Annotated in this window: 26 protein-coding genes, 1 pseudogene, 1 riboswitch and 1 other annotated feature; of the genes and pseudogenes, 17 read left to right on the top strand and 10 right to left on the bottom strand. The window is 31.0% G+C overall.

Annotated elements, in window-relative coordinates:
* Positions 1 to 34 precede the first annotated feature (34 nt).
* A complete protein-coding gene (locus O3884_RS02665) occupies positions 35 to 358 on the bottom strand; it encodes a thioredoxin family protein (RefSeq protein WP_371451454.1) in 324 nt (107 codons plus the stop codon).
* Positions 359 to 571: 213 nt separating this feature from the next.
* A riboswitch (Lysine riboswitch) is annotated at positions 572 to 707 on the top strand.
* Between the two features lie 95 nt (positions 708 to 802).
* On the opposite strand from O3884_RS02665, the gene lysA reads away from it, so the two are divergent.
* The 6 genes from lysA (at position 803) to O3884_RS02635 (ending at position 7185) form a co-directional block, all read left to right on the top strand.
* Positions 803 to 2095, top strand: coding sequence for a diaminopimelate decarboxylase (lysA, locus tag O3884_RS02660; protein ID WP_371451453.1), 1293 nt, complete (start codon positions 803 to 805; stop codon positions 2093 to 2095).
* 70 nt (positions 2096 to 2165) lie between these two features.
* Positions 2166 to 3056 carry a 4-hydroxy-tetrahydrodipicolinate synthase gene (gene dapA / locus O3884_RS02655; RefSeq protein ID WP_371451451.1) on the top strand — a complete coding sequence of 297 codons (891 nt, stop codon included), beginning with the start codon at positions 2166 to 2168 and terminating at the stop codon, positions 3054 to 3056.
* Between the two features lie 2 nt (positions 3057 to 3058).
* On the top strand, positions 3059 to 3802 hold the full coding sequence (gene dapB, locus O3884_RS02650) for a 4-hydroxy-tetrahydrodipicolinate reductase (protein ID WP_371451449.1): 744 nt from the start codon (positions 3059 to 3061) through the stop codon (positions 3800 to 3802).
* 346 nt (positions 3803 to 4148) lie between these two features.
* On the top strand, positions 4149 to 4850 hold the full coding sequence (gene dapD / locus O3884_RS02645) for a 2,3,4,5-tetrahydropyridine-2,6-dicarboxylate N-acetyltransferase (protein ID WP_299324206.1): 702 nt from the start codon (positions 4149 to 4151) through the stop codon (positions 4848 to 4850).
* 17 nt (positions 4851 to 4867) lie between these two features.
* A complete protein-coding gene (locus O3884_RS02640; RefSeq protein WP_371451447.1) occupies positions 4868 to 6025 on the top strand; it encodes a M20 metallopeptidase family protein in 1158 nt (385 codons plus the stop codon).
* A gap of 86 nt (positions 6026 to 6111) precedes the next feature.
* Positions 6112 to 7185, top strand: a complete 1074-nt coding sequence (locus O3884_RS02635; RefSeq protein ID WP_371451445.1) for an alanine racemase — start codon at positions 6112 to 6114, stop codon at positions 7183 to 7185.
* 318 nt (positions 7186 to 7503) lie between these two features.
* On the opposite strand, the gene O3884_RS02630 is transcribed toward O3884_RS02635, so the two are convergent.
* From O3884_RS02630 to O3884_RS02615, 4 genes and pseudogenes are all read right to left on the bottom strand, one after another.
* Positions 7504 to 8004, bottom strand: a complete 501-nt coding sequence (locus O3884_RS02630) for a universal stress protein (protein WP_371451443.1) — start codon at positions 8002 to 8004, stop codon at positions 7504 to 7506.
* Between the two features lie 178 nt (positions 8005 to 8182).
* On the bottom strand, positions 8183 to 8386 hold the full coding sequence (locus tag O3884_RS02625) for an immunoglobulin-like domain-containing protein (RefSeq protein WP_371451456.1): 204 nt from the start codon (positions 8384 to 8386) through the stop codon (positions 8183 to 8185).
* Positions 8387 to 8419: 33 nt separating this feature from the next.
* Positions 8420 to 8734 (bottom strand): annotated as a pseudogene (locus O3884_RS02620) (YuzB family protein); the annotation flags it as partial.
* A 91-nt stretch (positions 8735 to 8825) separates the two neighbouring features.
* Complete coding sequence (locus tag O3884_RS02615) at positions 8826 to 9485, bottom strand: TIGR01906 family membrane protein (RefSeq protein WP_371451441.1); 660 nt, start codon at positions 9483 to 9485, stop codon at positions 8826 to 8828.
* A 193-nt stretch (positions 9486 to 9678) separates the two neighbouring features.
* Here O3884_RS02615 and treR point away from each other — a divergent pair, with 193 nt between their 5' ends.
* The 7 genes from treR (at position 9679) to O3884_RS02580 (ending at position 16703) form a co-directional block, all read left to right on the top strand.
* On the top strand, positions 9679 to 10401 hold the full coding sequence (treR, locus tag O3884_RS02610) for a trehalose operon repressor (protein WP_060913493.1): 723 nt from the start codon (positions 9679 to 9681) through the stop codon (positions 10399 to 10401).
* A 305-nt stretch (positions 10402 to 10706) separates the two neighbouring features.
* Positions 10707 to 11087, top strand: coding sequence for a class Ib ribonucleoside-diphosphate reductase assembly flavoprotein NrdI (gene nrdI / locus O3884_RS02605; protein WP_294681534.1), 381 nt, complete (start codon positions 10707 to 10709; stop codon positions 11085 to 11087).
* Positions 11074 to 13164, top strand: a complete 2091-nt coding sequence (gene nrdE, locus O3884_RS02600) for a class 1b ribonucleoside-diphosphate reductase subunit alpha (RefSeq protein ID WP_294681536.1) — start codon at positions 11074 to 11076, stop codon at positions 13162 to 13164. The genes nrdI and nrdE overlap by 14 nt, the downstream gene beginning before the upstream one ends.
* A gap of 24 nt (positions 13165 to 13188) precedes the next feature.
* Positions 13189 to 14157 (top strand): class 1b ribonucleoside-diphosphate reductase subunit beta, encoded by a 969-nt coding sequence (gene nrdF, locus O3884_RS02595; protein WP_294681538.1) that lies wholly within the window; start codon positions 13189 to 13191, stop codon positions 14155 to 14157.
* Positions 14158 to 14166: 9 nt separating this feature from the next.
* Complete coding sequence (locus tag O3884_RS02590) at positions 14167 to 14733, top strand: histidine phosphatase family protein (RefSeq protein WP_294681541.1); 567 nt, start codon at positions 14167 to 14169, stop codon at positions 14731 to 14733.
* An 89-nt stretch (positions 14734 to 14822) separates the two neighbouring features.
* Entirely contained in the window at positions 14823 to 15386 is a 564-nt protein-coding gene (locus tag O3884_RS02585) for a histidine phosphatase family protein (protein ID WP_294681543.1), read from the top strand.
* A gap of 105 nt (positions 15387 to 15491) precedes the next feature.
* Positions 15492 to 15720, top strand: a binding site (T-box leader).
* Between the two features lie 65 nt (positions 15721 to 15785).
* On the top strand, positions 15786 to 16703 hold the full coding sequence (locus O3884_RS02580) for a homoserine O-succinyltransferase (protein WP_294681544.1): 918 nt from the start codon (positions 15786 to 15788) through the stop codon (positions 16701 to 16703).
* 54 nt (positions 16704 to 16757) lie between these two features.
* On the opposite strand, the gene O3884_RS02575 is transcribed toward O3884_RS02580, so the two are convergent.
* From O3884_RS02575 to efeO, 5 genes are read right to left on the bottom strand one after another with little or no spacing between them, the layout of a single operon-like run.
* The gene (locus O3884_RS02575) at positions 16758 to 16952 is read right to left on the bottom strand and encodes a twin-arginine translocase TatA/TatE family subunit (protein WP_294681546.1); all 195 of its coding nucleotides are present in this window, start codon (positions 16950 to 16952) and stop codon (positions 16758 to 16760) included.
* Positions 16952 to 17665: a twin-arginine translocase subunit TatC gene (gene tatC, locus O3884_RS02570; RefSeq protein ID WP_294681548.1), complete on the bottom strand. Its 714-nt coding sequence runs from the start codon at positions 17663 to 17665 to the stop codon at positions 16952 to 16954. The genes O3884_RS02575 and tatC overlap by 1 nt, the downstream gene beginning before the upstream one ends.
* Positions 17666 to 17675: 10 nt before the next feature.
* Entirely contained in the window at positions 17676 to 19382 is a 1707-nt protein-coding gene (locus O3884_RS02565; protein WP_371451435.1) for an FTR1 family iron permease, read from the bottom strand.
* Positions 19351 to 20586 carry an iron uptake transporter deferrochelatase/peroxidase subunit gene (gene efeB, locus O3884_RS02560; protein WP_294681551.1) on the bottom strand — a complete coding sequence of 412 codons (1236 nt, stop codon included), beginning with the start codon at positions 20584 to 20586 and terminating at the stop codon, positions 19351 to 19353. The genes O3884_RS02565 and efeB overlap by 32 nt, the downstream gene beginning before the upstream one ends.
* Position 20587: 1 nt before the next feature.
* On the bottom strand, positions 20588 to 21466 hold the full coding sequence (gene efeO / locus O3884_RS02555; RefSeq protein WP_294681553.1) for an iron uptake system protein EfeO: 879 nt from the start codon (positions 21464 to 21466) through the stop codon (positions 20588 to 20590).
* Between the two features lie 393 nt (positions 21467 to 21859).
* On the opposite strand from efeO, the gene O3884_RS02550 reads away from it, so the two are divergent.
* The 4 genes from O3884_RS02550 to O3884_RS02535 all read left to right on the top strand — a co-directional run bounded on the left by O3884_RS02550 (position 21860) and on the right by O3884_RS02535 (position 25104).
* Positions 21860 to 22561 carry a nicotinamide mononucleotide transporter family protein gene (locus tag O3884_RS02550; RefSeq protein WP_294681556.1) on the top strand — a complete coding sequence of 234 codons (702 nt, stop codon included), beginning with the start codon at positions 21860 to 21862 and terminating at the stop codon, positions 22559 to 22561.
* Between the two features lie 324 nt (positions 22562 to 22885).
* Complete coding sequence (locus O3884_RS02545; protein ID WP_371451432.1) at positions 22886 to 23812, top strand: helix-turn-helix transcriptional regulator; 927 nt, start codon at positions 22886 to 22888, stop codon at positions 23810 to 23812.
* 48 nt (positions 23813 to 23860) lie between these two features.
* Positions 23861 to 24913, top strand: coding sequence for a hypothetical protein (locus tag O3884_RS02540; RefSeq protein WP_294681560.1), 1053 nt, complete (start codon positions 23861 to 23863; stop codon positions 24911 to 24913).
* A gap of 2 nt (positions 24914 to 24915) precedes the next feature.
* On the top strand, positions 24916 to 25104 hold the full coding sequence (locus O3884_RS02535; RefSeq protein ID WP_294681562.1) for a hypothetical protein: 189 nt from the start codon (positions 24916 to 24918) through the stop codon (positions 25102 to 25104).
* Positions 25105 to 25121 lie beyond the last annotated feature (17 nt).

Raw genomic sequence — 25121 nt, 5'->3', positions numbered from 1 at the left:
CGAAATCACGATTTTTGAGTCACTCCCATATTTTTTATTTCATCTGTTCACTTATGCTACTTACTTTTTCTAGAATTTCATCTAGACTGAAGTAGCCACTTTTTTGAATTGATAGTCTTCCTTCGATATATACTTCTACAGTAGGTGAAGAAAGAATACCACGCTGTGCAGCAATTTCCATATTTTCTTCTAATGAGATGTAGTATGCTACGACGTCTTTGTGATTTTCTTGCCAAGTAGTAATTTTATTTTTTATAGAGTGGCATGGCATACATGTAGCAGTTCCATATTGAATAATCGCTATGATATTGTCACTAATAATTTTATTTAAGTCGTCATTTTTTGTAAAGTCAATCATATTTTATCTTCCTTTTATTTTTCGTATAAGACGCAGTATATTGAGCCATCTTCTTTTAATATGTGTATATTATAGTTGTTTTAAAAGTTAATTACAACTATTATAAATTGTGTATATACATGGGTCAAAACTAGAGTATTATAAAAATTTTCTGAAAACTATTGACAATAATTTTAAAACGTGATATTATTTATACAACGTAAATAGATAAGTATTATAAAAAGAGGCCGCGATGACTAATTTAAAAGGTAGCATCGCCGAAGTGATTAAATTCACTGGGGTTATGTCGAATAGGCATAACACTGTCATTAGAAAATGCCCATTTTCTTCATGGTGAGCTTTTTATAATAAGGGCAAGAGGAATAGGATAGAATTATAAGCTAGACTACAAGGACCTTTTGTTCTTGTAGTCTATTTTTTATAACTTATTTGAAGGAGAAAGTAATGAAATTATTTGATGGTATGACGGTAGAAAATGGTGAACTGAATATTTCCGGAGTTGGAGTAAGTGAGTTAAAAGCTCAATATGGTACACCACTTTATGTTTATGATGAAAATATGTTAGTGAACCAATGTAGAACTTTTATCAATAATTTTAGAAGTTCGAAGTTCAATACAGAAGTTCTTTACGCATCGAAAGCTTTTAGTTGCTTAGAGGTCTTAAGAATTGCTAGTAGAGAGGGCTTAGGTGTTGATGTAGTGTCACTTGGTGAGATTCATACAGCGTATAAAGCTGGATATGATATGAAGAAGGCTTATTTCCACGGAAATAATAAAACTCGTGAGGAACTACAATATGCTCTTAAAGTTGGAGTGGGAACTATCGTCATAGATAATGACTATGAATACGAAATGATTAATGAAATCGTAAGAGAGAGTGGAAATACTGTAGATGTATTATTAAGAATTAATACAGGTATTGATGCTCATACTCATGAATACATCAAAACAGCAAAAGATGATTCAAAATTTGGTTACTCAGTCTACGATGACACAATTTATGATTTAATCGCAGATATTAATAATCAAAGTAATCTTAATTTTGTAGGATTCCATTCACACATTGGATCACAAATTTTTGAAAAAACTTCATTTTTCGAAGCTGTAAAAGTAGTAATGGAATTTACGAAAAAAGTTCAAGAAAGATTAGGTTTAACTATAAGTGTTCTTAACCTAGGAGGAGGTTTCGGGGTTTATTACACTGAAGAGGATAGACCTTTTGAACTTGCTGAATTTTTAAGAGAGTACATCGAAGTAGTCGAACGTGAGAGTGATAATTTCGGATTAGACTTAACTAAGGTAGTTATTGAACCTGGTAGAAGTTTAACGTGTAACGCTGGTAGCACATTATACAGTGTTGGTGGAGTTAAGAAGACTTTTGCAGGTCGTGAATATGTGTTCGTTGATGGTGGTATGGCAGATAATCCTCGTTATGCATTATATAAAGCAAAATATGAAGCGATGTTAGCCGACAAGATGAGTGAAGAAGCAGATACAACTTATACAGTTGCTGGTAAATGCTGTGAGTCTGGAGATATGTTAGTAATGGATGCGAATTTACCTAAAGCTGAGCAAGGTGATTTACTAATAGTATCATCGACAGGAGCATATAACTATAGCATGAGTAGTAACTACAATAGACTACCGAAATTACCAGTAGTGTTTGTAAAAGATGGAAGTAGTCGCCTAGTAGTAAAAGGTGAAACTTTAGAAGATTTAATTAGACAAGATATTTAATTTAAAAAATAACATAAAAAATATTATTAAAATATACATAAATAACATAGAAACAAAGGAGAACAAGATTATGACAATTTATACAGGAAGCGGAGTAGCAATAGTAACACCATTTTTCGAGGATGGAAGTGTGGATTATGAAACATTTGGAGAGTTAATCGAATTCCAAATTAGTGAAGGAACAGATGCAATTATCGTAGCGGGAACTACAGGTGAAAGTTCAACAATGCCTGATGACGAGCAAGTAGCGGTAATTAAATTCGCGATTGATAGGGTAGCAGGACGTGTACCAGTTATTGCAGGTAGTGGGGTTAACGATACAGCTCACTCAATTAGATTAAGTCAAGAGATTGAAAAATTAGGACCTGATGCATTATTAGTGGTAACACCATACTACATTAAAACTAGTCAACAAGGTTTAATTGAACACTTTGAAGCAATCGCTAATAGTGTTGATTTACCAATCGTACTTTACAATGTTCCAGGAAGAACTGGACAAGTTATGGCGCCAGAGACTATCTTACACTTATCTCAACACAAAAATATCGTAGCTTACAAAGATGCTGTAGGAGATATCGCTCATACTTTAGCAGTTAGAAACTTAGTAGGGGATAACATTGATATTTATTCAGGAAATGATGATATTAACGTACCTATTATTTTAGCTGGTGGTAAAGGGACAATCTCTGTTTTAGCTAACGTTTATCCAAAAGCAACACACTTAATGTGTAAATATGCTTTAGAAAGACAAGTAGATAAAGCTTTCGGACTTCAACTTAAATATTTAGACTTCATTCACATGTTATTTGCTGAGCCAAACCCAATGCCAGTTAAAAAATGTGTGGAATTAATCGGAAAATCAGCTTGTCACTACCGTCTACCAATGACTCATGTTGCGCCAACATTAGCAACAAGATTAGAGCAAGAGATTGCAAGACTTAATTCATTACAAGGAGAGTAAAAATGAGAGTTTTATTAAGTGGTTATAATGGAACTATGGGGCAAGTTCTAAAAAACTATATTCAAGATAGTACTGATTTAGAAATAGTTGCAGGTGTAGGTCGTGAATTACTAGAAGAGAAATTTCCTACTTATACTTCATATGAAAGTTTAGAAAAGATTGCAGATGTGATTATTGATTTTTCTCATCACGCAGGAACTGCTGAATTAGTAGAGTATGCTAAACGTACTGGAACGAAAGTTGTAATTGCTACGACTGGCCACACTCCAGAAGAATTAGAATTAATCGATGAATTAGCAACAACTGTTGGAGTAGTTTATGCAGGAAATTATAGTTTAGGAGTAAATGTCTTAGTAGAATTAGTGAAAAAAGCTAGTGAATTGTTATTAGGATATGATATCGAAGTTATTGAAAAACACCACAATAAAAAAGTAGATGCACCAAGTGGAACTGCAAAAATGTTAGTAGATGCGGTTAAAGATGTAGAAGACTACAATAGAGTTTATGGTCGTCATGGAGATATGAAACGCCAAGAAAAAGAGATTGGGATTCATGCGGTACGTGGTGGGACTATAGTAGGTGAACATGAAGTGATTTTTGCTGGAGAAGATGAGGTAATTGAGATTAAACATACAGCTCTAAGTAAAAAAATGTTCGCGAAAGGATCTGTTACAGCTGCACAGTGGCTTAACACTGTAGAAGAACCTAGATTATATTCTATGAAAGATGTACTAGGTATAGAATAATAAAGTCAGGAGGGATTCAAGAGACTCTGTATAGGAGTTTAATTGAATCACCTACACTAAGTTTATAAAAATATCAATATACACGGGGCTGCGCCAAAAGTCCTAAATTTTAACAAAGTGTATATGATAACTCATAGACGCAGTGGTTTATTGATATCTAAAATCGCTTTATAAAAGCTTTTTAGATATCTAATAAACTGTGCGGGGGTGACTCGACAAAATCGATTTCTACGAAATCGCGATTTTTGAGTCACTCCCTAAAAAAATACTATAATAAAGTTAGATTGACATATGTAAAAATTAGATATAAAATAGAAAAAAATTGTATAGATTATAGGAGAAAGAAATGAAATCAACAGAAGAGATTATTAAATTTATTGCAACATCAAAAAAGAAAACACCGGTAAAAGTTTACGTTAATTTTAACGCTGATGTAGAATTTCCAGAAACTTTAGAAGTTTATGGTGAAGGCAATTCAAGAGTAATTTTTGCAGATTTCGCTGATTGGGTGGAATTTTACGAAGCTAACAAAGCTGTGGTAGTAAATCACCGTGTAGAAAATGATCGCCGTAATAGTGGTGTACCGATGATTGATTTAACTCAGTTTAATGCTCGTATTGAGCCAGGTTGTTCAATTCGTGAACACGTTAGTATTGGGGATAATGCGGTTATCATGATGGGTGCTGTTATTAATATCGGAGCTAAAATTGGTAAAAACACTATGATCGATATGAATGCTATTTTAGGTGGACGTGCAGAAGTTGGAGAGAACTCTCACGTTGGTGCTGGATCTGTCTTATCAGGTGTTATTGAACCAGCCAATGCTACACCAGTACGAGTAGGTAACAATGTTCTTATCGGTGCTAATGCTGTAGTGTTAGAAGGTGTTCAAATCGGAGACAATGCCGTTGTTGCAGCAGGAAGTGTAGTAACAAAAGACGTAGCTAGTGGAGATGTAGTAGCGGGTGTTCCTGCGCGAGTAATCAAAACACGTAGTGAAGTTGCAGAAGAAAAAGTAGACATTATTGCAGAATTAAGAAACTTATAACAAAGTAGGAAGAGAAGATGAAAGTGATTACTGAAGAGAATTTAACATCATGGCGTAGACATCTGCACCAAAATCCAGAGTTATCTTTGGAAGAGTATAAAACAAAAGAATTTATCGCTAGTGTTTTAAAAGAATACGGGATAGAATATCAAGAGACGCTTGAGACAGGACTAGTAGTGATTTTTAAAGCTAGTGTGGAAACTAAAGATACGATTTTATTTAGAGCGGATATTGATGCACTTCCTATTTCAGAGGAAAATAATGTTGATTTTAAATCAAATAATGATGGTGTAATGCACGCGTGTGGTCATGATGGACATACGACTATGCTTTTAGGAAGTGTTATAGAAGCGGCTGATTATTACAAAAATAATACTACGAAGGTAAATAGTATTTTTGTATTCCAACCAGCTGAAGAAACTTTTGGTGGTGGAAATTTATTAATCAATGATTTTGACTTCTCACCGTATAATATTTTAGCAAGTTATGCTTTGCATATGAATCCAGATTATCCTGAAGGGTACATAGTTTCTAAACCGAAAGAAATCATGGCTAGTGCTAATGAATATAGAATTTATATCAAAGGACGTGCAGCTCACGTAGGTTTAAAAAATACTGGAATTGATGCCCTTAATGTGGCTACAATGTTCTTCCAAGAGATGTTAAAACTTAATGCGTTACATACTAAAGCACGTAACACTAACATTATTCATATTGGTAAAATGTACGGTGGGGATGCGATGAATGTTGTTGCTGAGAATGCATATATGGAAGGAACGATTAGAACCTACAGTATGGAAGATTTGGCGACAATCAAAACTGCGATTGAAAATACGCGTGTAGGACTTGAGCATCTTACTGGTGCAAGTATTCGTGTTGATTTTGCTGAAGGGTATCCAGCGGTGATTAATGATGAACTTCCTTATCAAGTAATTAGAGAAGTTATTGAAAAAGAAAATATTGACTATATTGAGTTAGAGGAAGCTTATCTATATGGGGAAGATTTCTCATTCTTCAGTAGACTTTCTCCTATAAACTATAGTTTTTTAGGTTTAAGAAACGAAGAGAAAAACTATGTTTCAGGACTTCATACACCAACTTTCAACTTCGATGAAAAAATATTAAAAGTAGGGGTTCAATATTACCTTGGTATATTGAAATATTATAACGAGTAATTTTTTGATTTTTTAGTGAGATAAACGGGAATGATTTAAAAATCGCGATTTTTGAGTCACTCCCGTTTAGTTAAGAAAGGATCTTTATGGCAACAATTGAGTTAAATTATAATAATATACGACAAAATGCTATTAATCTAAAAGAACAAGCACAGGATATAATAGCTGTAGTTAAAAATAATGCGTATAATTTAGATTTAAGAGAATGTGTAAAATTATACTCAGAAGTAGGAATTAATTATTTCGCTACGACAAAAGAAGAAGAGTGTAAGGTAATAAGGGAAACACTTGGTGAGGATGCTAATATTTTTCTTTTAAATCCAACTTATGACTTTGATTTAGCTAGAGAGTATAATATCGAGATAAATATAGCGAGTCTTGAATATTTAAAAGAAAATCTTGAAAGACTTAAAGATTTAACATTGCAGTTGGAATTTGCAGGTAGTATGAGACGCGCTGGAGCAAAAAATCTGGAAGAAGTACTAGAGATTATAGATTTCTGTAAAAAAAATAGTTTAAAACTAAAAGGATTTTGGTCTCATTTTTCATTTGCGGATGAATTTGATGGTTTTTATGAGAAAGAAAAAGAGTTAGTATTAAAAGTTCTTGATGAAGCGCAGAAAGTTTATGAGTTTGAAGTAGTTCATTTGCAAAATAGTGCCTCATTTTTACGTGATGGTGCCTTTGAAAAAACAACACATCAGAGATTAGGTATTATTCTTTATGGAGCTATGCCTTATGATGTGAAAGTAAATCCAGTGGCTTTAGATAATTTAGTTATTAAAAATCCGATTACTGTTTATGGTGAAATAATTAATATAGTAACATTAAATAAAGGTGAATGCATAGGATATTCTAATTCATATATAGCTGATGTTAACAAAAAAGTGGGAATTGTAAATATTGGCTATGGAGATGGAATACTGAGAGATAGATTAAAAGGAAAAACTTGTATAATTAATGGAAAAGATAGAAATATTTATTCAACTATGATGAGTCACTTAGTAGTAGAAATAGGTGATGAAGAACGAATTGGAGATAGGGTTTATATTTATGATGATAAACAACAGCTTCATGATTATACTAAGTATTTCGGACCAAATTCTGTGCAACTTGCCGCATTGAATTATGATAGTTTGAAAGTGAAGAAGATATATTAAAAATAAGGGGACTGCCCCAAAAGACCTGAATTTTAACAAAGTGTATATGAGAATTCATAGACGCAGTGATTTATTGATATCTAAATTCACTTTATAAAAGCTTTTTAGATATCTAATAAACTGTGCGGAGGTGACTCTGAAAAATCGATTTTCACGAAATCACGATTTTTAAGTCACTCTCATTTTATATTTGTAAATTTTAGGAATAATTAAAAGAAAGAAGTGATTCATGATAAACATGAGTCACTTCTTTTAAAAAAGGAAAAATTTTAAATGAATTTAAATTAACAAACATTAATCTAAATATATTAGAGATACTTATTTTTCTTGTTCTTCTTGGAATTTTTTAGCAATAGCAGCTTCAAAATCTTGAGGAATAGAACTTTGTTTAATTACGATTACGTCAGATTTAGCGTATCTTACAATACCTTCAGAAACTGATCCCATAAGCATACGTTTGAATCCAGTTAAACCTGAAGAACCACAAACTACAAGGTCAATACCTTTTTCATCAACGATGTCTTCACTAAGAACAATTTTTGGAATACCTTGTTCAACAATACCGAATACTTTTGTTAGTCCAGCTTCTTTAGCAGCGTCCGCATAACTATCAACTAATTCTTTAGTACGTTTATAGAATGAGTTGAAAATATATGGATCTGATAAACCAGAAGTTGCGATTGTCGCATCAATTACAGAAGCGATATATAACTCTGCATCCTCATTTCTTAATGCTATAGCTACAGCATTTGTGAATGCCCACTCAGCTTGTTTAGAACCATCTACTGCGACTAAAATTTTTGTATATTTATTTTCCATGATCAGAACCTCCGACTTCTATTTCTATACTTATATTATACCATATTTACAAAAAAAGTAAACGCTATTTTCATAAAAACAGTATTAATTTTTAAAAATAAAGTAAAGAAAAACCTATAAGACTATACAACTTTGTATTTTCCTATAGGTTTAATTTTTTTATTTTTATGAATGTTGATTATACGTTTTCATCAATCACAGTGATAAGACGTTTTCTCTTGTGTTCCTTATCATCTATTGTTACTTTATAAACTAATTCATATGTACCAGGTTTAGTATTGTCTACCTCTCCTTCGATAATAAGATCGTCAAGGTAAGACTTCCCAGCTTTACGAGCAATTATTCCATCTTTACCTAGATCAATATCTTCTCCTACTTTAATAGTAGCATTCTCAGGGATAATAAAGTAAAAAGTACGCTCAAGACGACGTTCCAGACGTTTTCTGTATTTTTCTTCATCTTCTGCACTCATACGATCTCTAAGTTTTTCATCAACTAAAGGCATTAGTTCGACTTCAGTATCAGCAATACATATTCTACTATTAACAAGTGTGAAAGTTTGTGTTCTTCCAGGTCCACAATAAGATTGACATCCTATGATGAATTCAGCATTTGGTGCTTTCTTTTTTAATTTAGGAATTAAAGTTTTAAGATTAACACCAAGACAGTCATCACATAATCTAAATGTTACTTTATCTTCAGTAACAACATTTTTATCATTTTGAGCCATAATTTATCCTTTCGTATTTTATTTATTTGAAACTAAAATTTATTATATCATATATTTCTTATAAATAACATTTTAAATATGCACTAAGAGATTAAATATTTCTAAATCTTTTTTTAAATATGTTGTTTAAAACAAAAAGTGCGATAAATAGTAATAATATGTGTAAAATTATCGTTGTAATTAAACTGATAAAAAATTCTTCAGGAACCATTTTTATTAGATTGGATTCATCAGGACTTAATAACCATAGATCATTAGAGAATAATAACTGATGGAATTTTATCCAGAATGAATTAAAATTGTATGAAATTATACCAGCTAAAACTATTATTAATATTATGAATGCTAATAATGTTTTATTGAATGTTCTAGTAATGTAGAACATTGTCTTGTGTTTAGATAACATTATAATTAGAATTGTAGTAATTATAAATACTGCTATGAGGAATATCATTGTATAAAAACTTACATTATAAAGTGTTCTAACATCTTTCATGTGTAGAATATCTTTTTCTGTAAACCATGATGTATTCAGCTCAGCTTTACTATTTAGATAATCTAAAAGATTTGATGTATTGTTTATTAAATCATCACTAGATGTATTGATATTAGGTGCTAAATTTCCTTTTGAAAAAAAATTTTTATAAAAGTCTAGGTTAAAACAATTGTAAAATATTATACCTAGTATCGCACTAATAAATAGTGAAAAATTTTGAATAACAATGAGTATTTGTCGTGTATATTTGTTCATATTAATACCTCCAATTAGTATTATAACATATGATTATCAAGGAATATAAGTGGTTTTACTCGAATTCGGTTTACATATTTACAGAAATTAACAAAAAAATCGTTTTTATAAAAGTTTTTGAGTAAAAAATATTTAATATTTAGGTGAATTATGTTAAAATATACGTATATAATTATTTATATTGGGGGAAATCATGAATAAGTTTTTTAAGATCTATTTAGAGTTAAGAGAAAAAATAGAAAATAGGCAATATAGGTCTAATTCACTTTTGCCGAGTGAAAATGAACTCGCAAGAGAATATGATGTTTCTAGGGAAACTATAAGAAAAGCTTTGTTATTATTATTAGAAAATGGTTATATCCATAAAATTCAAGGCAAAGGATCTATTGTTCTTGATGTTCATAGATATAGACTACCAGTAACAGGGCTTTTAAGTTTTAAAGAACGTCGACAATTTCAAGACGTTGAAGCAACTACTAAGGTAATAGTAAATGAAGAAGTTGAGGCTCCAGATTTTCTAGTACGCCTTGGTCTTGTGAAACGTGGAGAAAAATTAATTTACTTAGTTCGCCAAAGAATTGTTGATGGCGAAGCAGTAATATTAGATAAAGATTATATTAGAAAGAGTGCAATTGGAGAATTACCTACAGACCGTGTAGAAGAATCATTATATGAATATTTAGAAAATGACTTAGGTATAAAAATTTCATATGGAAATAAAGATTTTAAAATCGAACCGGTTAGTGAAGAAGATTCTACATATATTGATTTAAATGGTCATAAACATATCGCAGTGTTACGAAGTGATGTATATACGGAAGGAACTGATTTTCTTCATTATACAGAAAGTCGTCATAGAGTCGATAAATTCCATTTCTCAGAATTTGCTAGAAGAAAATCTAATAGAATTAATTAAATTATTAATAGAAGAGAACTTTGAACAATATTATTTGTTCTGAGTTCTTTTTTGCAAAATTTCAAGTGAAAAATTCTTAAGTAATTTTTTTTACTATAATATTTTTCACTATAATTTTGTCTAAAAGTTAATAAATGAACTAATGAAATATTAAATAAGTATAGAAATTTTGAAAAATATTTTCATGGATTTTCAAAGCAAAATTAATCGTTGAAAAAATGAAAAATAGAGTGTATAATAAATATATGTTTGAAATTTCCAGGAAATAATCCTCGGAAATATTTTTGTGGGAGTGTGAGGAAATAATGAAGATTATTGTTTATTCATTGACTGGAAATTGTAAAAGATTTGTAGACATGTGTGAGATTCCCAAAGAAGATGTAATTTATTTACAGGATATTGATTTTGATGTGGATTTCGATTATATCCTTATAACACCAACATTTGGCTTTGGAGAAGTACCGGTTGCGGTTGCTAGTTTTTTAGAAGAGAACCATAATCATTTAAAAGGTGTTGTTGGTAGTGGAAATAAAAATTGGGGTGAACGATTTGCCAATGCTGCTGAAATTATTAGCAGTGAATATAACATTCCGTTACTAATGAAAATTGAATTACATGGTAATAAAAAAGATATAAGTGAATTTAAAAAAATATATTTGGAGAGTGTAAAGAATGGAGAAATTTAACCATATTGAACTAAATAATGAAGTAACAAAAAGAGGCGATAATGGATTTTTCAAATTAGAAAAAGACGTGGAAGCTATTGAAGAATTTCTTCGTGAAGTAGACTTTCGTACAAAGAAATTCAGTTCAGAGATTAAAAGACTTAGATATTTAGTAGAAGAGAATTTCTACTATAATATCTTTGATAAATATATTGAAGATGAAATTTTAGAATGTTTAGAATTAGCTGCGAACTTCAAGTTTGAATTTAAGAGTTATATGGCAGCAAGTAAGTTCTATAAGGACTATGCATTAAAAACAAATGATAAAAAACAATATTTAGAAAACTTTAACCAACACGTATTTATAGTAGCTATGTACTTAGCTGATGGTGATGTAGCTTTAGCGAAAGAGCTTATGATTTCAATGCTTGAACAGAGATTACAACCAGCAACACCAACATTCCTAAACTCAGGAAGAAGTCGTCGTGGTGAGTTAGTATCATGTTTCTTATTAGAAGTAGGTGATTCACTTAACTCTATTAACTACATCGATTCAACTGCTAAACAACTTTCAAAAATTGGTGGGGGAGTTGCGATTAACTTATCGAAACTACGTGCACGTGGTGAAAGTATTAAAGGTATTAAAGGGGTAGCTAAAGGTGTTATTCCTGTAGCTAAATCCTTAGAACAAGGTTTTGCATATGCAGATCAACTTGGACAACGTCCAGGAGCAGGTGCTGTGTACTTAAATATCTTCCACTATGATGTATTAGAATTCTTAGATACTAAGAAAGTTAATGCCGATGAAGAATTACGTCTTCCAACGATTTCTACAGGTATTATCGTACCATCATTATTCTTTGATTTAGCTCGTGAGAATAAAGATTTCTATATGTTTGGGCCTCATTCAATTTATGAAGAATATGGTTTAGTGTTAGATGATATTGATATTGCTAAATACTATGATAAATTTGTAGCGAATGAAAATATTATGAAGCGTAAATTTGATGCTCGTGATATGCTTAACTTAATAGCACAAACTCAATTACAATCAGGATACCCATACTTAATGTTCAAAGATAATGCTAATAAAAATCACGCACTTCGTGAAATTGGACAAGTTAAGATGAGTAACTTATGTACTGAGATTTTCCAATTACAAGAAACTTCAGTAATTAAAGATTACGGTGAAGGAGATATCATTAAACGTGATATTTCTTGTAACTTAGCGTCATTAAATATCGTTAATGTAATGGAAAGCAAAAAAATTAAAGAATCTATTTACTCAGGTATGGATGCATTAACATTTGTAAGTAATTCTACTAAAATCAAAAATGCGCCAGGTGTAGTAAAAGCTAATGATGAATTCCACTCTGTTGGATTAGGAGCTATGAACCTTAATGGATATTTAGCGAAAAACCTGATAGCTTACGAGAGTGAAGAAGCAAAAGATTTTGCTAATGTCTTCTTCATGATGATGAATTACTATACATTAGAACGTTCAATGCAAATTGCTAAAAAACGCAATGAAACATTTAAAGACTTTGAAAAATCAGATTACTATAATGGAAGTTACTTTACAAAATATATTGAAAATGACTACTTACCTGTAACCGACAAAGTGAAAGCACTATTTGAAGGGATTTATATTCCAACAAAAGAAGACTGGAGAAGTCTAAAAAATAGAGTAAAAGAAAATGGTTTATATCATGCATATAGAATGGCTATTGCACCAACTCAAAGTATCTCATATGTTCAAAACTCAACATCAAGTGTATTACCAATTGTTGATAAAATTGAACGTAGAAGTTATGGTAATGCTGAAACATTCTACCCTATGCCATACTTAAGTCCAAAGACTCAGTGGTTCTATAAATCTGCATTTACTATGGACCAAATGAAACTTATTGACTTAATGTCAGTTATTCAAGAACACGTAGACCAAGGTATTTCTGTGATTTTATTCGTAAATTCTGATATTACAACAAGAGAACTTGCAAGATATTATATTTACGCACATCACAAAGGATTGAAATCACTATATTACACAAGAAACAAACTACTTTCAGTAGAAGAATGTACTTCTTGTTCTATATAGAAAAGAGAGGAAAAATTACTAATTATGAAAGCAGTAAACTGGAATAAACAAGATGACTTAACTTTCATGTATTGGCGTCAAAATATTGCACAATTTTGGGTTGATACTGAGTTTAAAGTGTCAAAAGATATTAAAAGTTGGAATGAAGATTTAAACGATAAAGAACGTGAAGCTTATAAAAAAGTATTAGCTGGTTTAACTGGTCTTGATACTCAACAAGGTGATAAAGGTATGCCACTTGTATCTTTACATACTGAAGATATGAGAAAACAAGCTGTTTATAGCTTTATGGGAATGATGGAGCAAATTCATGCGAAAAGTTATTCTACGATCTTTACATCATTAATTCCTTCACAAGAAACAGACTACTTACTAGATGAGTGGGTTCCAAGCAATCCAGAACTTCAATTTAAAGCGAAATTAATCGAAGACTATTATATGAGATTATTTAAGCCAGAAGTGCCAACATATGACTTATACATGGCTCGTGTAGCGTCTGTATTCTTAGAAAGTTATATTTTCTACAGTGGATTCTTCTATCCATTATATTTAGCTGGACAAGGTAAAGTAACTACTTCTGGAGAAATTATTCGTAAAATCTTATTAGATGAAACTATCCACGGAAGCTTTACAGGATTCGATGCTCAAGAAATCTTTAGAACTCTTACTCAAGAAGAGCAAGAACGTGCTGAAAAAGAAATGTATAAACTACTATTAGATTTATATGAAAATGAGTTGAAATATACTAAAGATATATATGATGAAATTGGTTTATATGAAGAAGTAAAAGATTATGTTGAATATAATGCTAACCGTGCATTAGCTAACCTAGGATATCCTGGATACTTCGAAGATAAAGAAATCAATCCAATTATTGAAAATGCGATGAATACAAATACTAAGAACCATGACTTCTTTAGTGTTAAAGGTGATGGATATGTAGTTAGTATGAATGTTGAATCAATCGAAGATGAGGATTTCATTTTTGAATAGGTAAATGATATGAAAATTTTATTAGTTAGACATGGTGAAACAAACTATAATAAAAACAGATTAATCCAAGGCCATAGCGACATTGAATTAAATGAGACTGGTAGAAATCAAGCGACTTCTGCAGGAGAAAAGCTAACGAATCACAATATTGATTATGCTTTTAGTAGTCCTTTGAAAAGAGCAGTAGAAACAGCAAGACTTATGCTTGATAACTCTAATAATAGTCAAAATATTTCTAAAGTGATAACTACCGATGAGCGTTTAATCGAAAAATTCTTTGGAGATTTTGAAGGAAGTACATTTGAGGAGTATTTTACTGCGCTTGAAAATAATCAAGGTTTAGAGTCAGTTGAAAAAGATGAAGATGTTTATGAGAGAGCTAGTTCATTTTTTACTGAAAAATACTTAGATCATAAAGATGATACAATTTTAGTAGTTTGTCATGGCGCATTAATTCGTGTATTTTTAAGAACATTAGGATTATATCCTGAGTCTAATATACTAATTAATAATACTGCATTAAATGTGGTACATTATGATGGACATGAGTTCGTATTAGAGAAATTTAATATTTAAAATTATTAAGGGAACGGCTAAGAAATCATAGTTTTATAGAAATTGATTTAATTGGTCGCTCCCTAATTTTTTAATAAGGAGATGAGATTATGCGTATTATTTTAGCAAGACATGGAGAAACAGATTATAATAAAAATAAATTAGTTCAAGGTCATACAGATATTCCTTTGAATGAGGAAGGAATTCGTCAAGGGATTGCTGCAGGGAAAAAAATAGAAGGATATACTATTGATATTGCGTATAGTAGTACTTTAGGAAGAGCGTTTGATACTGCTAGATATATGTTAGACAATTCAAATAGTGAAGATAATAAAAAATTAGCTGTAATTAAAGATAAAAGATTAATTGAGAAGTCATACGGCGAGTATGAAGGAGTCTCTTTTGCCGAGTATGGAGCTGGTCTTAAGGCTGGAGAAACAAGAGGAATGGAACTAGATTCTGATGCTGCTGATAGAGTAGAAGCATTCTTTAAAGAAAAGCATGCAGAACACCCAGATAAAACGATATTAGCAGTATGTCATGGTGGTTTAATTCGTTCTTTCTTAACTCAAAAAGGTATTAAAGAAGTTGGACGTGGAGTTATAGTGAATACTTCAGTTAGCGTCCTTGAATACGATGGTAATAAATTTGAACTTGTAGAGTTTAATAAATAAGTTTAGTTTTTTTTCTCAAAAATAATATCCAAGAGATTTATATTTTTGAGACGCTTTCTATTGACAAATAGTGTTAAATTCTTTATACTATTAAGTAAATTAATATGTAAAACATTGAAGAGATAAGTAGATTATAATTGATTCAAAACAGAGAGCTTTCGGTCGGTGTAAGAAAGTAAGATGAGATGTAATTGAAAATGGTCTCGGAGTAATAATTATCTAATAGGTAATTACGTTAGTGCGCGATATAGCACAGCGGTATGAACACGTACCGATTAAGGTGGATATTTATATCCATAAACATGGGTGGTAACACGATAAACTCGTCCCTATTGCATTAATTTGTAATAGTGGCGAGTTTTTTTATTTAAGATAAAGAATAGTTAAGGAGATAATACAATGCCAATATGTATTCAAAATGAATTACCGGTAAAGAATAAATTATTAGAAGAAGGAGTAGTCGTAATAGAAGAGAATAGAGCTAAAAATCAAGATATACGACCATTGAAAATTCTAATTTTGAATCTGATGCCTAAAAAAGAAGAAACTGAGCGTCAATTACTAAGACTTTTAGGTAACTCTCCGCTTCAAATTACAGTAGAATTTCTTCATACGACAAGTCATATCGCAAAAAACACAGCACAGTCTTACTTAGAGAAATTCTATAAAACATTTGATGAAGTGAAAGATAAATATTATGACGGACTTATTATTACAGGAGCACCTGTTGAACAATTAGAATTTGAAGATGTAAATTACTGGGGAGAACTGAATAGCATTTTTGAATGGAGTAAGACTCATGTCTTTTCAACATTAAATATTTGTTGGGCAGCTCAAGCTAGTTTATACTATCACTTTGGTGTTAAAAAAGAACAAGTAGATGATAAGATATTTGGAGTTTTTGAACATGATGTTCTTATAGAAAATCATACATTAACACGAGGATTTACAGATACTTTCTTAGCCCCTCATTCTAGACACACTAAAATTGAAGAAGAGAAACTACCTACTATTTCTGAACTTGATGTATTAGCGAGATCAGAAGAGGTTGGGACATTAATCGCTGCGACTAAAGATCTTAGAAAGGTTTTTGTAACAGGGCATATAGAATATGATGCAGATACACTTCATAATGAATATGTACGTGATAAGAATAGTAATCTTCCAATCGAAGTTCCTGTGAATTATTACCCAGGAAATGATGATACGAAGGCACCTAAAAATAGATGGCGTGGAGTGGCTTACTTATTCTACCACAACTGGTTAAACCAAGTTTATCAACAAACACCATATGATTTAACAGATTTAGGAAAATAATATAAAAGAAATAGACTTTACAGATATGCTTAAAACATATTGTAAAGTCTTTTTCTAGTTATCTTTTTTTTCGTCTTTTTTATCTGAGTTTTCCTCTTCTGTCAGTCCCGAAATTGATTTTTTAAATGATGTGAACATTTTTCCAATTGATTCTCCAAGTTCAGGTAGACGTTTAGGACCAAAGATTATTAGAGCAGCTATAATAAGTACTATAACTCCAGGAGCTCCTATATCACGTAAAAATCCCATTACTTTTCACCTCTTTTGTTGTATATATACTTGCTAATAATAATGCTAATTTCATAAATTAAAATTAATGGTATTGACATAACGATATCACTTATAAAGTCAGCAGGTGTAATAACTACTGCTATTACAATTAGTATAAAATATGCATATCTTCTATTTCTAGTTAAGAAGGTAGGTGTTAATATACCTAATGATGTTAGGAATGCGACAATAACAGGAAACTCAAAAAGTATCGCTATCGGTATTGTCGTATTAATGACGAATGATAGATAGTTTTGAGCTGTTAATTGAGTATTGAATAAATCATCTCCTATAGAAAGAAGCACATTTAAGATAGCAGGAGTTACTAGAAAGAACCCGAAAGCTAATCCTACTGAAAAACAAATGAATACCGCCGGTATATAAGCTAGTAATGCACGAGCTTCTCTTTCTTCTAATGCAGGTTTTATAAATGCCCAGATTTGATAACAAATAAATGGTATCGAGAATGTGAAGGCACAAAGTCCTGCAAGAGTTAGATATATCCATAGTATATCATTAGGTCCAAGAACAATCAATTTATTATTAAAATTACTAGTTAAAAATTTATAAATATCCGCTGACCATAATAAACTAACTATGAAAGAGACAATAAAAAACACAAGGCTTAGTATTAGTCTCTTTCTAAGTTCGGTTAGATGATCCACGGTAGAAACTTTATCTCCATATTTCATCGCGAGTTACCTATTTATTTTTAGATTTTTCATAGAATATGCTAATGGCTACAACAATAATATAAATAAGTTGAGCTATTACTACTTCAAAACTAGGATAAATTCCTAAAATTTCAATAGTAGGTAGATAATCTATAATGTGATTTGATAGGATATCAGTTATTTGTAAAGCATGTATACTTACTCCAAGCATTTTGAATCCTAGAATGTATATTAACCAAGATAACACTAGGAATACTTTGCTGATAGATAATTTTCCAGAAGCTTTAACCATGATTATACCGATAATTATTAAAGCGACAATAGCTAGTACTATCCCGATTAGTAGGTTAGCAGTAGTGATTAATGGCATAATACCAGCATAGAATAAAATAGTTTCTGCCCCTTCACGGAAAACAGCTAGGAAGCTAAGTGTAAACATAGAAATAAAGCTTCCAGTAGAAAGTACTAGATTTAACTTTGTATCCATATATTTCTTCCATGCTTTTACAGAACTTTTACTATGTAGCCAGATTCCTATACCTATCATCATGATTACTGCGAATATACCAACAACACCTTCGATGATTTCACGGTTAGTACCAGATGATAGAGCAGGGAATGAGTATTTTAAAATAACGGCTGCTAGTATACTAGTAAGGATACCTACTAAGGCACCTGCATAAATCCAAATTAAGCCTTTTTTCTGTTTAGCAGCTTTTAATGCGCTTGCTAAAGATAAGACAATTATTAATGCTTCAACACCTTCACGAAGTAAAATTAGCATAGAATCTATAGCAGTATAGTTAGATTTTGTATCGATTTTAGAAAGCTCTGAGATTAAGTTCTTAAGCTGATCTTGATACTTTTGTTCACTACCTTTAACCATAATGATAGGAGTTTCGCTCTCTACTTTTGTATATAGTGAAGCGTTACGTGTACGTACTTCTCCTTCAATAACGGGCCATACTTCAATGAATTTCTTCATTTTCTGTGAACCTTGGGCTTTGTTACCTTCTTTAAAGGCTGCAAGACTATCTTCAAGAAGTTTTATCCCTTGATCAAGCGTTTTAACTTCTGAATTTTGTTCTAGTTTTTTTCCAGCAAGGAAATCGTCTAGGTAAGTTTTTAAATCTGTTAAATATAATTTTGTAGTTTGATAGTCATAAGGCTCAACTTCCATAGAACTACGTAGAAATGACATTGTTGTTTCTACTTTTCCGTAGTAAGCAGGTTCAAGTGTTCTTACGATACCTTCATTACGAACCCAAGCAGCATTATATTTAACATATTCTGCTTTCATAGTTTCAACATCTTTAGTGTCAATTGCCTTTTCTAATTTATCGAAAGCGGGGTAAAGTTTTGTTTTAAAAGCTTTTTTCTCGGCTTCAACGTCTAAAGGATTTTGTTCATTTTCAAAAGCAAGTAGAGCAGTTGATAATTCTCTAAGTTGCTCTTCATTTATATCATTTGATTTTAATGTTTGTTTAACTTTTTTTCCAGCTTCAGAATCTGAATTCTTCGTTATTTCAAATTCTGTTTTAAATTCTTCAATTAATTTTTTAGCTTTGTCTTGTTCGTTATTTTTTATTGCAGTATTAGCATCGGTAATTTTTATAAAAAGATTACTGTACGATTCTTTCGCTACGATATTTTTTAGAAATGGTGAACTAAAACTGAAAAGTACTATAAAAGCTAAAATAATTTTAGTCAAATAGTTTTTGGCCAATATATTCACCCTCCTTAATTCCTCCAAAACATGCGAATAAACCACTTCCGATGTGAGTTATATATTCATTCATCTTATCTTCGTTTCCTAAACTATTTTGAATAGTAATAAATTGTTTTGGGTCTTTTTGGAAAGAGATAAATAGTAGACCAGAATCGAATTGTCCTGTAGTTTCATTAATACCGTCTGAATAAGAATAAGAACGTCTTAATAATTCTACGCCAGGTTTATGTGCTAAGTGGACGTGTGAAGTTACAGGAATTAAAGGTTTCCCATCTGGACCTTTTTTATTAAGATCAATTGGTGCGAATTCATCAGTTTCTCCGAAAGGAGCACCACTATCTTTATATCTTCCAAAAGTATTTTCCTGTTCATTTAGACTTGTTCTATCCCATGTCTCAAGGTGCATTTGGATACGTCTAACGGCCATGTAGCTACCATCTTTCATCCAGTTGTCCTTATCGCACCATACAATCTTATCAAATTGGTCTTCTTTAGTTGCATTAGCAGTACCGTCTTTAAATCCGAAAAGGTTACGCGGTGTTTCAAGACGATTACCAATAGCAGCAAAACCAGATTGACTCCACTTCATAGTTACAGTAGAGCGAGCCTTTCTAACCAGGTTACGTACTGCATGGAAGGCTACCTGTTCATCATCTGCACATGCTTGAATACAAATGTCCCCACCTGTATATTTTTCTTTTAGTTGTTCTCTTGCGAAAGGAGGTAAGTCTTTAAATTCTTCAAGACTTTTATTCTCTAAGTTCATTTTCTTTAAGAAACTTGGACTAACTCCAAATGTCAGAGTTAAACGATAGGGGTTTAACCCTACCGTTTCTCCAGTATCTTTTGGTGGTAAATAATGGTTTTTAAGGGCGGGTTCAACTAGTTCACCGTTCATTAATTTTTCACTATATTTAGTCCATTGCTTAAACATGTCGATTACATCATCACGCTTAGTTGAGTGTAAATCTAGTACGACAAAATAAACACATTTTTGCATAAGAGTAGTAATTCCAGCTTGGTGTTTGCCATAGAATGTAATTTTTTCTTCTCCATCAGCTATAGCTCGGTTATTCTCAGCTTTGTTTGCGAAAAATCCACCAAGAGCAGAAGCTCCAACAACTGCTCCGGCTCCAGTCATTCCTGCTTTTTTCAGGAAATCACGTCTTGTTATTTTTTTGTCAATCCATTTTTTACCAGATTCTTCCATATTACTTAGCCTCTTCGTCTAAAATTACACCCATTTGAGAAAGTGGTTCTCCTAATTTTGTTACTGCTTCAGAAAGTTCTTTAGTATTTTCTTTAGTTAAGTCAGTGTATAGTTTGTAGTGTTTTTCATCAGTTTTATATTTGTCTAATAAGCTGTTTATTGTAGCGAATTTTTCAGTTAAATCCTTAGCTAATTTACTATCTTTTTTCTCGATTAAAGGTTTGAAAATCTTAAAGATTTCTTCAGCACCTTCGATGTTAGCTTTAAAGTCGTATAGGTCAGTGTGAGAGTAAATTTCTTCTTCTCCTGTGATTTTTTGTGTTGCAACTTCGTTAAGTAAGTCAACAGCTCCAGTTACCATTAAATCAGGAGTAACTTCAACAGTAGCGACTTTAGCTTTTAATTCTTTAATGTCTTTTACTAGTTGGTCTGCGTATTCTTCAGTACCTTTAGTAGTATTTTGTTCCCACATAATTTTTTCGATTCTGTGGAATCCACGCCATCCTTCTTCTGTTTTGTTTTCTTCTAGGTAGTCAGCAAGACGGAAGTCGATATTCACATCTAGTTCACCAAAACTTTCTGCGATTGGCTCTGAACGCTCATAAGCCATACGAATTACAGGATATTGTTTTTTAGCTTCTTCAAGATTTCCAGCTTTAATAGTTTCAGCGAATTTTTCAGTATCTTTAAGTAGAGTATCTACTTGGTTTTCTACGAATTTTTTATAAAGCTCAGTAGCTTGTTTAAGTTGTTCTTTTGTACCTTTAGATGTATCAACTTGAGCAGTTTTGTTTTCTTCTTTTTTATCAGTTTTAGCAGCACATCCGCTAATAACGATAGTACCAGCCATAAGGGCCATAAATAATTTATTTTTCTTCATTAATAAATATACTCACTTTCAGATTTTTTCTACTATAAATTATAATCATTATCAGTTAGAAAGTAAAGTGATAAGAAACAAATTGATATAAAAAGAAAAGTTTTACATGGTGAATAAAATAGTTATAAGGAAACTAAATAATACAATTTCTTTTTTTATGCATCAGATAAAAGTTTAAGATAAAGAGCAATGATGTATTTAATTTTTAAAAATATATTTATGTTACATAATAGTTAAGCGAAAATGCGAAAATTTATTGATTGAAAGTGGAAAATGTTTGGTGTATAATGAAAGTAGATTTTTAGTAAGCGTTATAAAAAAGCTACTAAGAACCTAAAAAATTAAGGTTACATTAACTTAATGTGATACATTTAAAAAGGAATAAAAGGCTTTATGAAACAAAAATTAAAAATATTCGCAACATCAAAATGGTTTGATTTACTAGGGGTTGTTTTAGTAATTAGTATTGCTATTGCATCAGGTTATTTAGCAACGAGATTAGATAAATTCGTTGATTGGGGTCCATGGACTGCACTCGTACCATTTGGACTTATTTCTGTAATTAATGTTGGTATCTCAATGCTATCTACAAGATTTACAGGAAAATTAAGTAAACTTGGTAACTACTTAGGTATTATTAATGCCGTATTATCAGGAGTTATTGATTATATCCTAGGTAACAAAGCTGCGATTATCACATACCCTGTAACATTTTTAATCTATTTGGGTGCGATTTATGTATGGAATAAATCTACAGATAAACCAAATACAATGTCAAAAGCAAAATTATATACAGTTTTAACAGCAATTGCGATTCTTTCATTTGTATTCTCATATGCTACAAACTACATTGGATATCATGGTAAGATGAGTACTCTTGCATATATAACTACAATTGCATTTGCATTCTCATTAATGGGTAATGGATTAAATACATTTAAGCTAACTACACAATGGCCATTCTGGTTACTATATAATATTGTTCAACTTACAAAAGCAGTAGTTCAAGGAAACTTCGCTAACGTTGGTAAATATATTTTCTATATCATTAATAGTGTTGGAGCACTATTTGTGTGGAAAGATTCTGAAGAATAAAATAAACTACAATTATATATTTAAAGCTGTTGACAACTGTAATGATGCAGGAGTCAACAGTTTTTTTATTTGATAATAACATTTAGAATTAGATTATTAGTGGTAATTTGAAATGAAAAGACTGAAATTGTATTTAGAATAAAATAAAAAAATCATTTTTTAAAAAAAATGGACAAAATATGTCTAATTTTCAATGTAAAATATGTTTATATAAAAGGGTTATTATTATTAAACAATCATAAGAAAATAGGTTGAAAGTGAATATTTAATAATGTATAATGAAAAATAAGACTTTAAGCGGTTGATGAGGAAGAGGCGAATAATTTGAGTGATTCAAGAGATAAGAAGTTTCGTGGATTAGAAATATACGATAGACTTAGACGAGGCGAGAGGCTGGTAAAAGAAAACTTAGCTAATGAATATGGAGTTTCTCTTAAAACTATTCAAAGAGATATTGATGAATTGCGTGATTATCTTTTTGAGAAGAAAGAAGAGATTGGAGAATTTGAAATAATAGTAAAGAACAAAGAGTATATTTATACAGCTGTTAGCGAAAGCGATAATACTCTTACTCAACAGGATATCTTGGCGTTAAGTAAGATTTTATTAGAAAGTAGAGCATTTAATAAAAAAGAGATGTCTTTATTACTAAAGAAATTACAGAATCAATTAAGTCGTGAAAGTAAGATACATGTAAGAGAGTTGATTAATAATGAAGATTATTATTACACTGAACTTCAACATGGAAAAGATTTACTAGAGGTATTGTGGAGTCTGTCGAATGTAATTAGAGAAACAAGAGTTATAACCTTTGATTATACTAGAATGGATAAGAAACAAACTAAAAAAGAAGTACGCCCTATTTCTATTATGTTCTCAGAATTTTATTTTTATTTAATAGCTTATGGAATAACTAGTGAAGAAGATGTACCACTAGTCTTTCGAATAGATAGAATGAGTAATATTAAATATAAAGATGAAACTTTCTATATTCCATATAGAGACAGATTTGAGGACGGGGAATTTCGTAAGAGAATCCAGTTCATGTACGGAGGAAAACTAAAGAAATTCACATTTGAGTTTAGTGGTCCATCACTTGAAGCAATGTTAGACAGATTACCAACAGCAAAGGTCATAAAATCAGAAGATAAAGTTCATACGATTGTGGCAGAAAGCTATGGTGATGGAATAAAAATGTGGCTTAATAGCCAAGGAGATAACGTAAAAATATTAGAAGAGAGAGAGATTTAGAGATAATATTTGTGAAATATCTGGTATTAATATGTACGGAGGAAATTAATGGATAATAAAGATGTAGTTATAGATGTTAAAGCTAAGGAAATTATAAAGGATGATGGCAATGAAATTATAGTCGAATATAGTGAAGAGAATAGTCGTTATATAGACAATGTAGGTTTGAAAAAATACTTTAATAAGAACAAAAATACTATTTTGAAAAAAATGGAAAATATACTATATGAGGCACCAGTATTTATTAATACTTTAAAAGCTATGATTCCTAAAGAATCTCTACAAGCTGTGCTAACAGATGATCAAAAAGAAAAATTAAAAAAGGGAGCAATAGAGTTTGTTACTAAAAAGGATGGTTCACTAATAGCTAAATTAAGAGATTGTGATACGAAAAAAATGGTTGCTAATATAGAATTAAAACAATTTAAGGAGTTCCCAAAATTTAATGAAGCCTTAGCAGATTATACTGCTCAATTAAAAATGAAGGAAATTGCCGAAGAAATTAACCAAATTAAGTTAGCGGTGGAAGAGGTGCGAGTAGGTTTAGAAAATGACAGACTAGCATTAGCTTATAGTTGTCAACAAAAACTGATTCAAGCCATGGAGATAAAAAATGAAATTTTAAAACAACAAGCATTATTAAGTGTTATACATTCTGCAGAAGATTCAAGAAATCTATTAATGCTTAGTCAAAGTTCAAATTTAAAATTTATAAGTGAACAGCCTGAAAGCACTATTGGAAAATTTATTAGAGGATCAAAACAAGAAGATATAGATATGAGAATTTCAGAAATAAGAGAAAATTTATCTGCTTTAAATATAACATCCTTAGTTTCGGCGATAGGATATCAAGTTTTAGGTGAAGAAGAATCAATGAAAAAGAGTTTGAATTATTATAGGAATTATCTAGATAAATCTTATTTTAAAGTTGAAGGATTGATTGAACGACTAGATTCTATGGACTCGTTACCTGAAAATTATTGGACGAAGAAAGTGCCAAGTTTAGAAGCTAATATTAAAGAATTATCTTATAATAGTGAAAATAAGTTATTAATTGAAGAAAAATTAGAAGATAATATATTTTATATAGAAGGAGAATAAAGGTGTCAAAAATATGTAAAGGAAAAAATTGTAATAAATTATTAAAAGAAGGATATAAATATAATAAATGTGAAGCGTGTCGAAATAAAAACAATGGAAAAATAAAGACTATAATAAAAGGAGTTACTGCAGCAGGAGCGGTAGTAGTTCAAATAGGTCTATTAGCTTTAAACGCTAAAAATAAAGAGTAGTTTTTCCCACATTCTGT

Origin of the sequence: Gemella sp. 20925_1_85, assembly GCF_041433735.1 — a bacterium.
Lineage (GTDB): Bacteria > Bacillota > Bacilli > Staphylococcales > Gemellaceae > Gemella.
This window is presented reverse-complemented; position numbering and strand designations above follow the sequence as displayed.

Bases quoted from the DNA above. Each gene is read 5' to 3' on its own strand.
- O3884_RS02665 (WP_371451454.1), bottom strand. From the start codon at position 358: ATGATTGACTTTACAAAAAATGACGACTTAAATAAAATTATTAGTGAC.
- lysA (WP_371451453.1), top strand. From the start codon at position 803: ATGAAATTATTTGATGGTATGACGGTAGAAAATGGTGAACTGAATATT.
- dapA (WP_371451451.1), top strand. From the start codon at position 2,166: ATGACAATTTATACAGGAAGCGGAGTAGCAATAGTAACACCATTTTTC.
- dapB (WP_371451449.1), top strand. From the start codon at position 3,059: ATGAGAGTTTTATTAAGTGGTTATAATGGAACTATGGGGCAAGTTCTA.
- dapD (WP_299324206.1), top strand. From the start codon at position 4,149: ATGAAATCAACAGAAGAGATTATTAAATTTATTGCAACATCAAAAAAG.
- O3884_RS02640 (WP_371451447.1), top strand. From the start codon at position 4,868: ATGAAAGTGATTACTGAAGAGAATTTAACATCATGGCGTAGACATCTG.
- O3884_RS02635 (WP_371451445.1), top strand. From the start codon at position 6,112: ATGGCAACAATTGAGTTAAATTATAATAATATACGACAAAATGCTATT.
- O3884_RS02630 (WP_371451443.1), bottom strand. From the start codon at position 8,004: ATGGAAAATAAATATACAAAAATTTTAGTCGCAGTAGATGGTTCTAAA.
- O3884_RS02615 (WP_371451441.1), bottom strand. From the start codon at position 9,485: ATGAACAAATATACACGACAAATACTCATTGTTATTCAAAATTTTTCA.
- treR (WP_060913493.1), top strand. From the start codon at position 9,679: ATGAATAAGTTTTTTAAGATCTATTTAGAGTTAAGAGAAAAAATAGAA.
- nrdI (WP_294681534.1), top strand. From the start codon at position 10,707: ATGAAGATTATTGTTTATTCATTGACTGGAAATTGTAAAAGATTTGTA.
- nrdE (WP_294681536.1), top strand. From the start codon at position 11,074: ATGGAGAAATTTAACCATATTGAACTAAATAATGAAGTAACAAAAAGA.
- nrdF (WP_294681538.1), top strand. From the start codon at position 13,189: ATGAAAGCAGTAAACTGGAATAAACAAGATGACTTAACTTTCATGTAT.
- O3884_RS02590 (WP_294681541.1), top strand. From the start codon at position 14,167: ATGAAAATTTTATTAGTTAGACATGGTGAAACAAACTATAATAAAAAC.
- O3884_RS02585 (WP_294681543.1), top strand. From the start codon at position 14,823: ATGCGTATTATTTTAGCAAGACATGGAGAAACAGATTATAATAAAAAT.
- O3884_RS02580 (WP_294681544.1), top strand. From the start codon at position 15,786: ATGCCAATATGTATTCAAAATGAATTACCGGTAAAGAATAAATTATTA.
- O3884_RS02575 (WP_294681546.1), bottom strand. From the start codon at position 16,952: ATGGGATTTTTACGTGATATAGGAGCTCCTGGAGTTATAGTACTTATT.
- tatC (WP_294681548.1), bottom strand. From the start codon at position 17,665: ATGAAATATGGAGATAAAGTTTCTACCGTGGATCATCTAACCGAACTT.
- efeB (WP_294681551.1), bottom strand. From the start codon at position 20,586: ATGGAAGAATCTGGTAAAAAATGGATTGACAAAAAAATAACAAGACGT.
- efeO (WP_294681553.1), bottom strand. From the start codon at position 21,466: ATGAAGAAAAATAAATTATTTATGGCCCTTATGGCTGGTACTATCGTT.
- O3884_RS02550 (WP_294681556.1), top strand. From the start codon at position 21,860: ATGAAACAAAAATTAAAAATATTCGCAACATCAAAATGGTTTGATTTA.
- O3884_RS02540 (WP_294681560.1), top strand. From the start codon at position 23,861: ATGGATAATAAAGATGTAGTTATAGATGTTAAAGCTAAGGAAATTATA.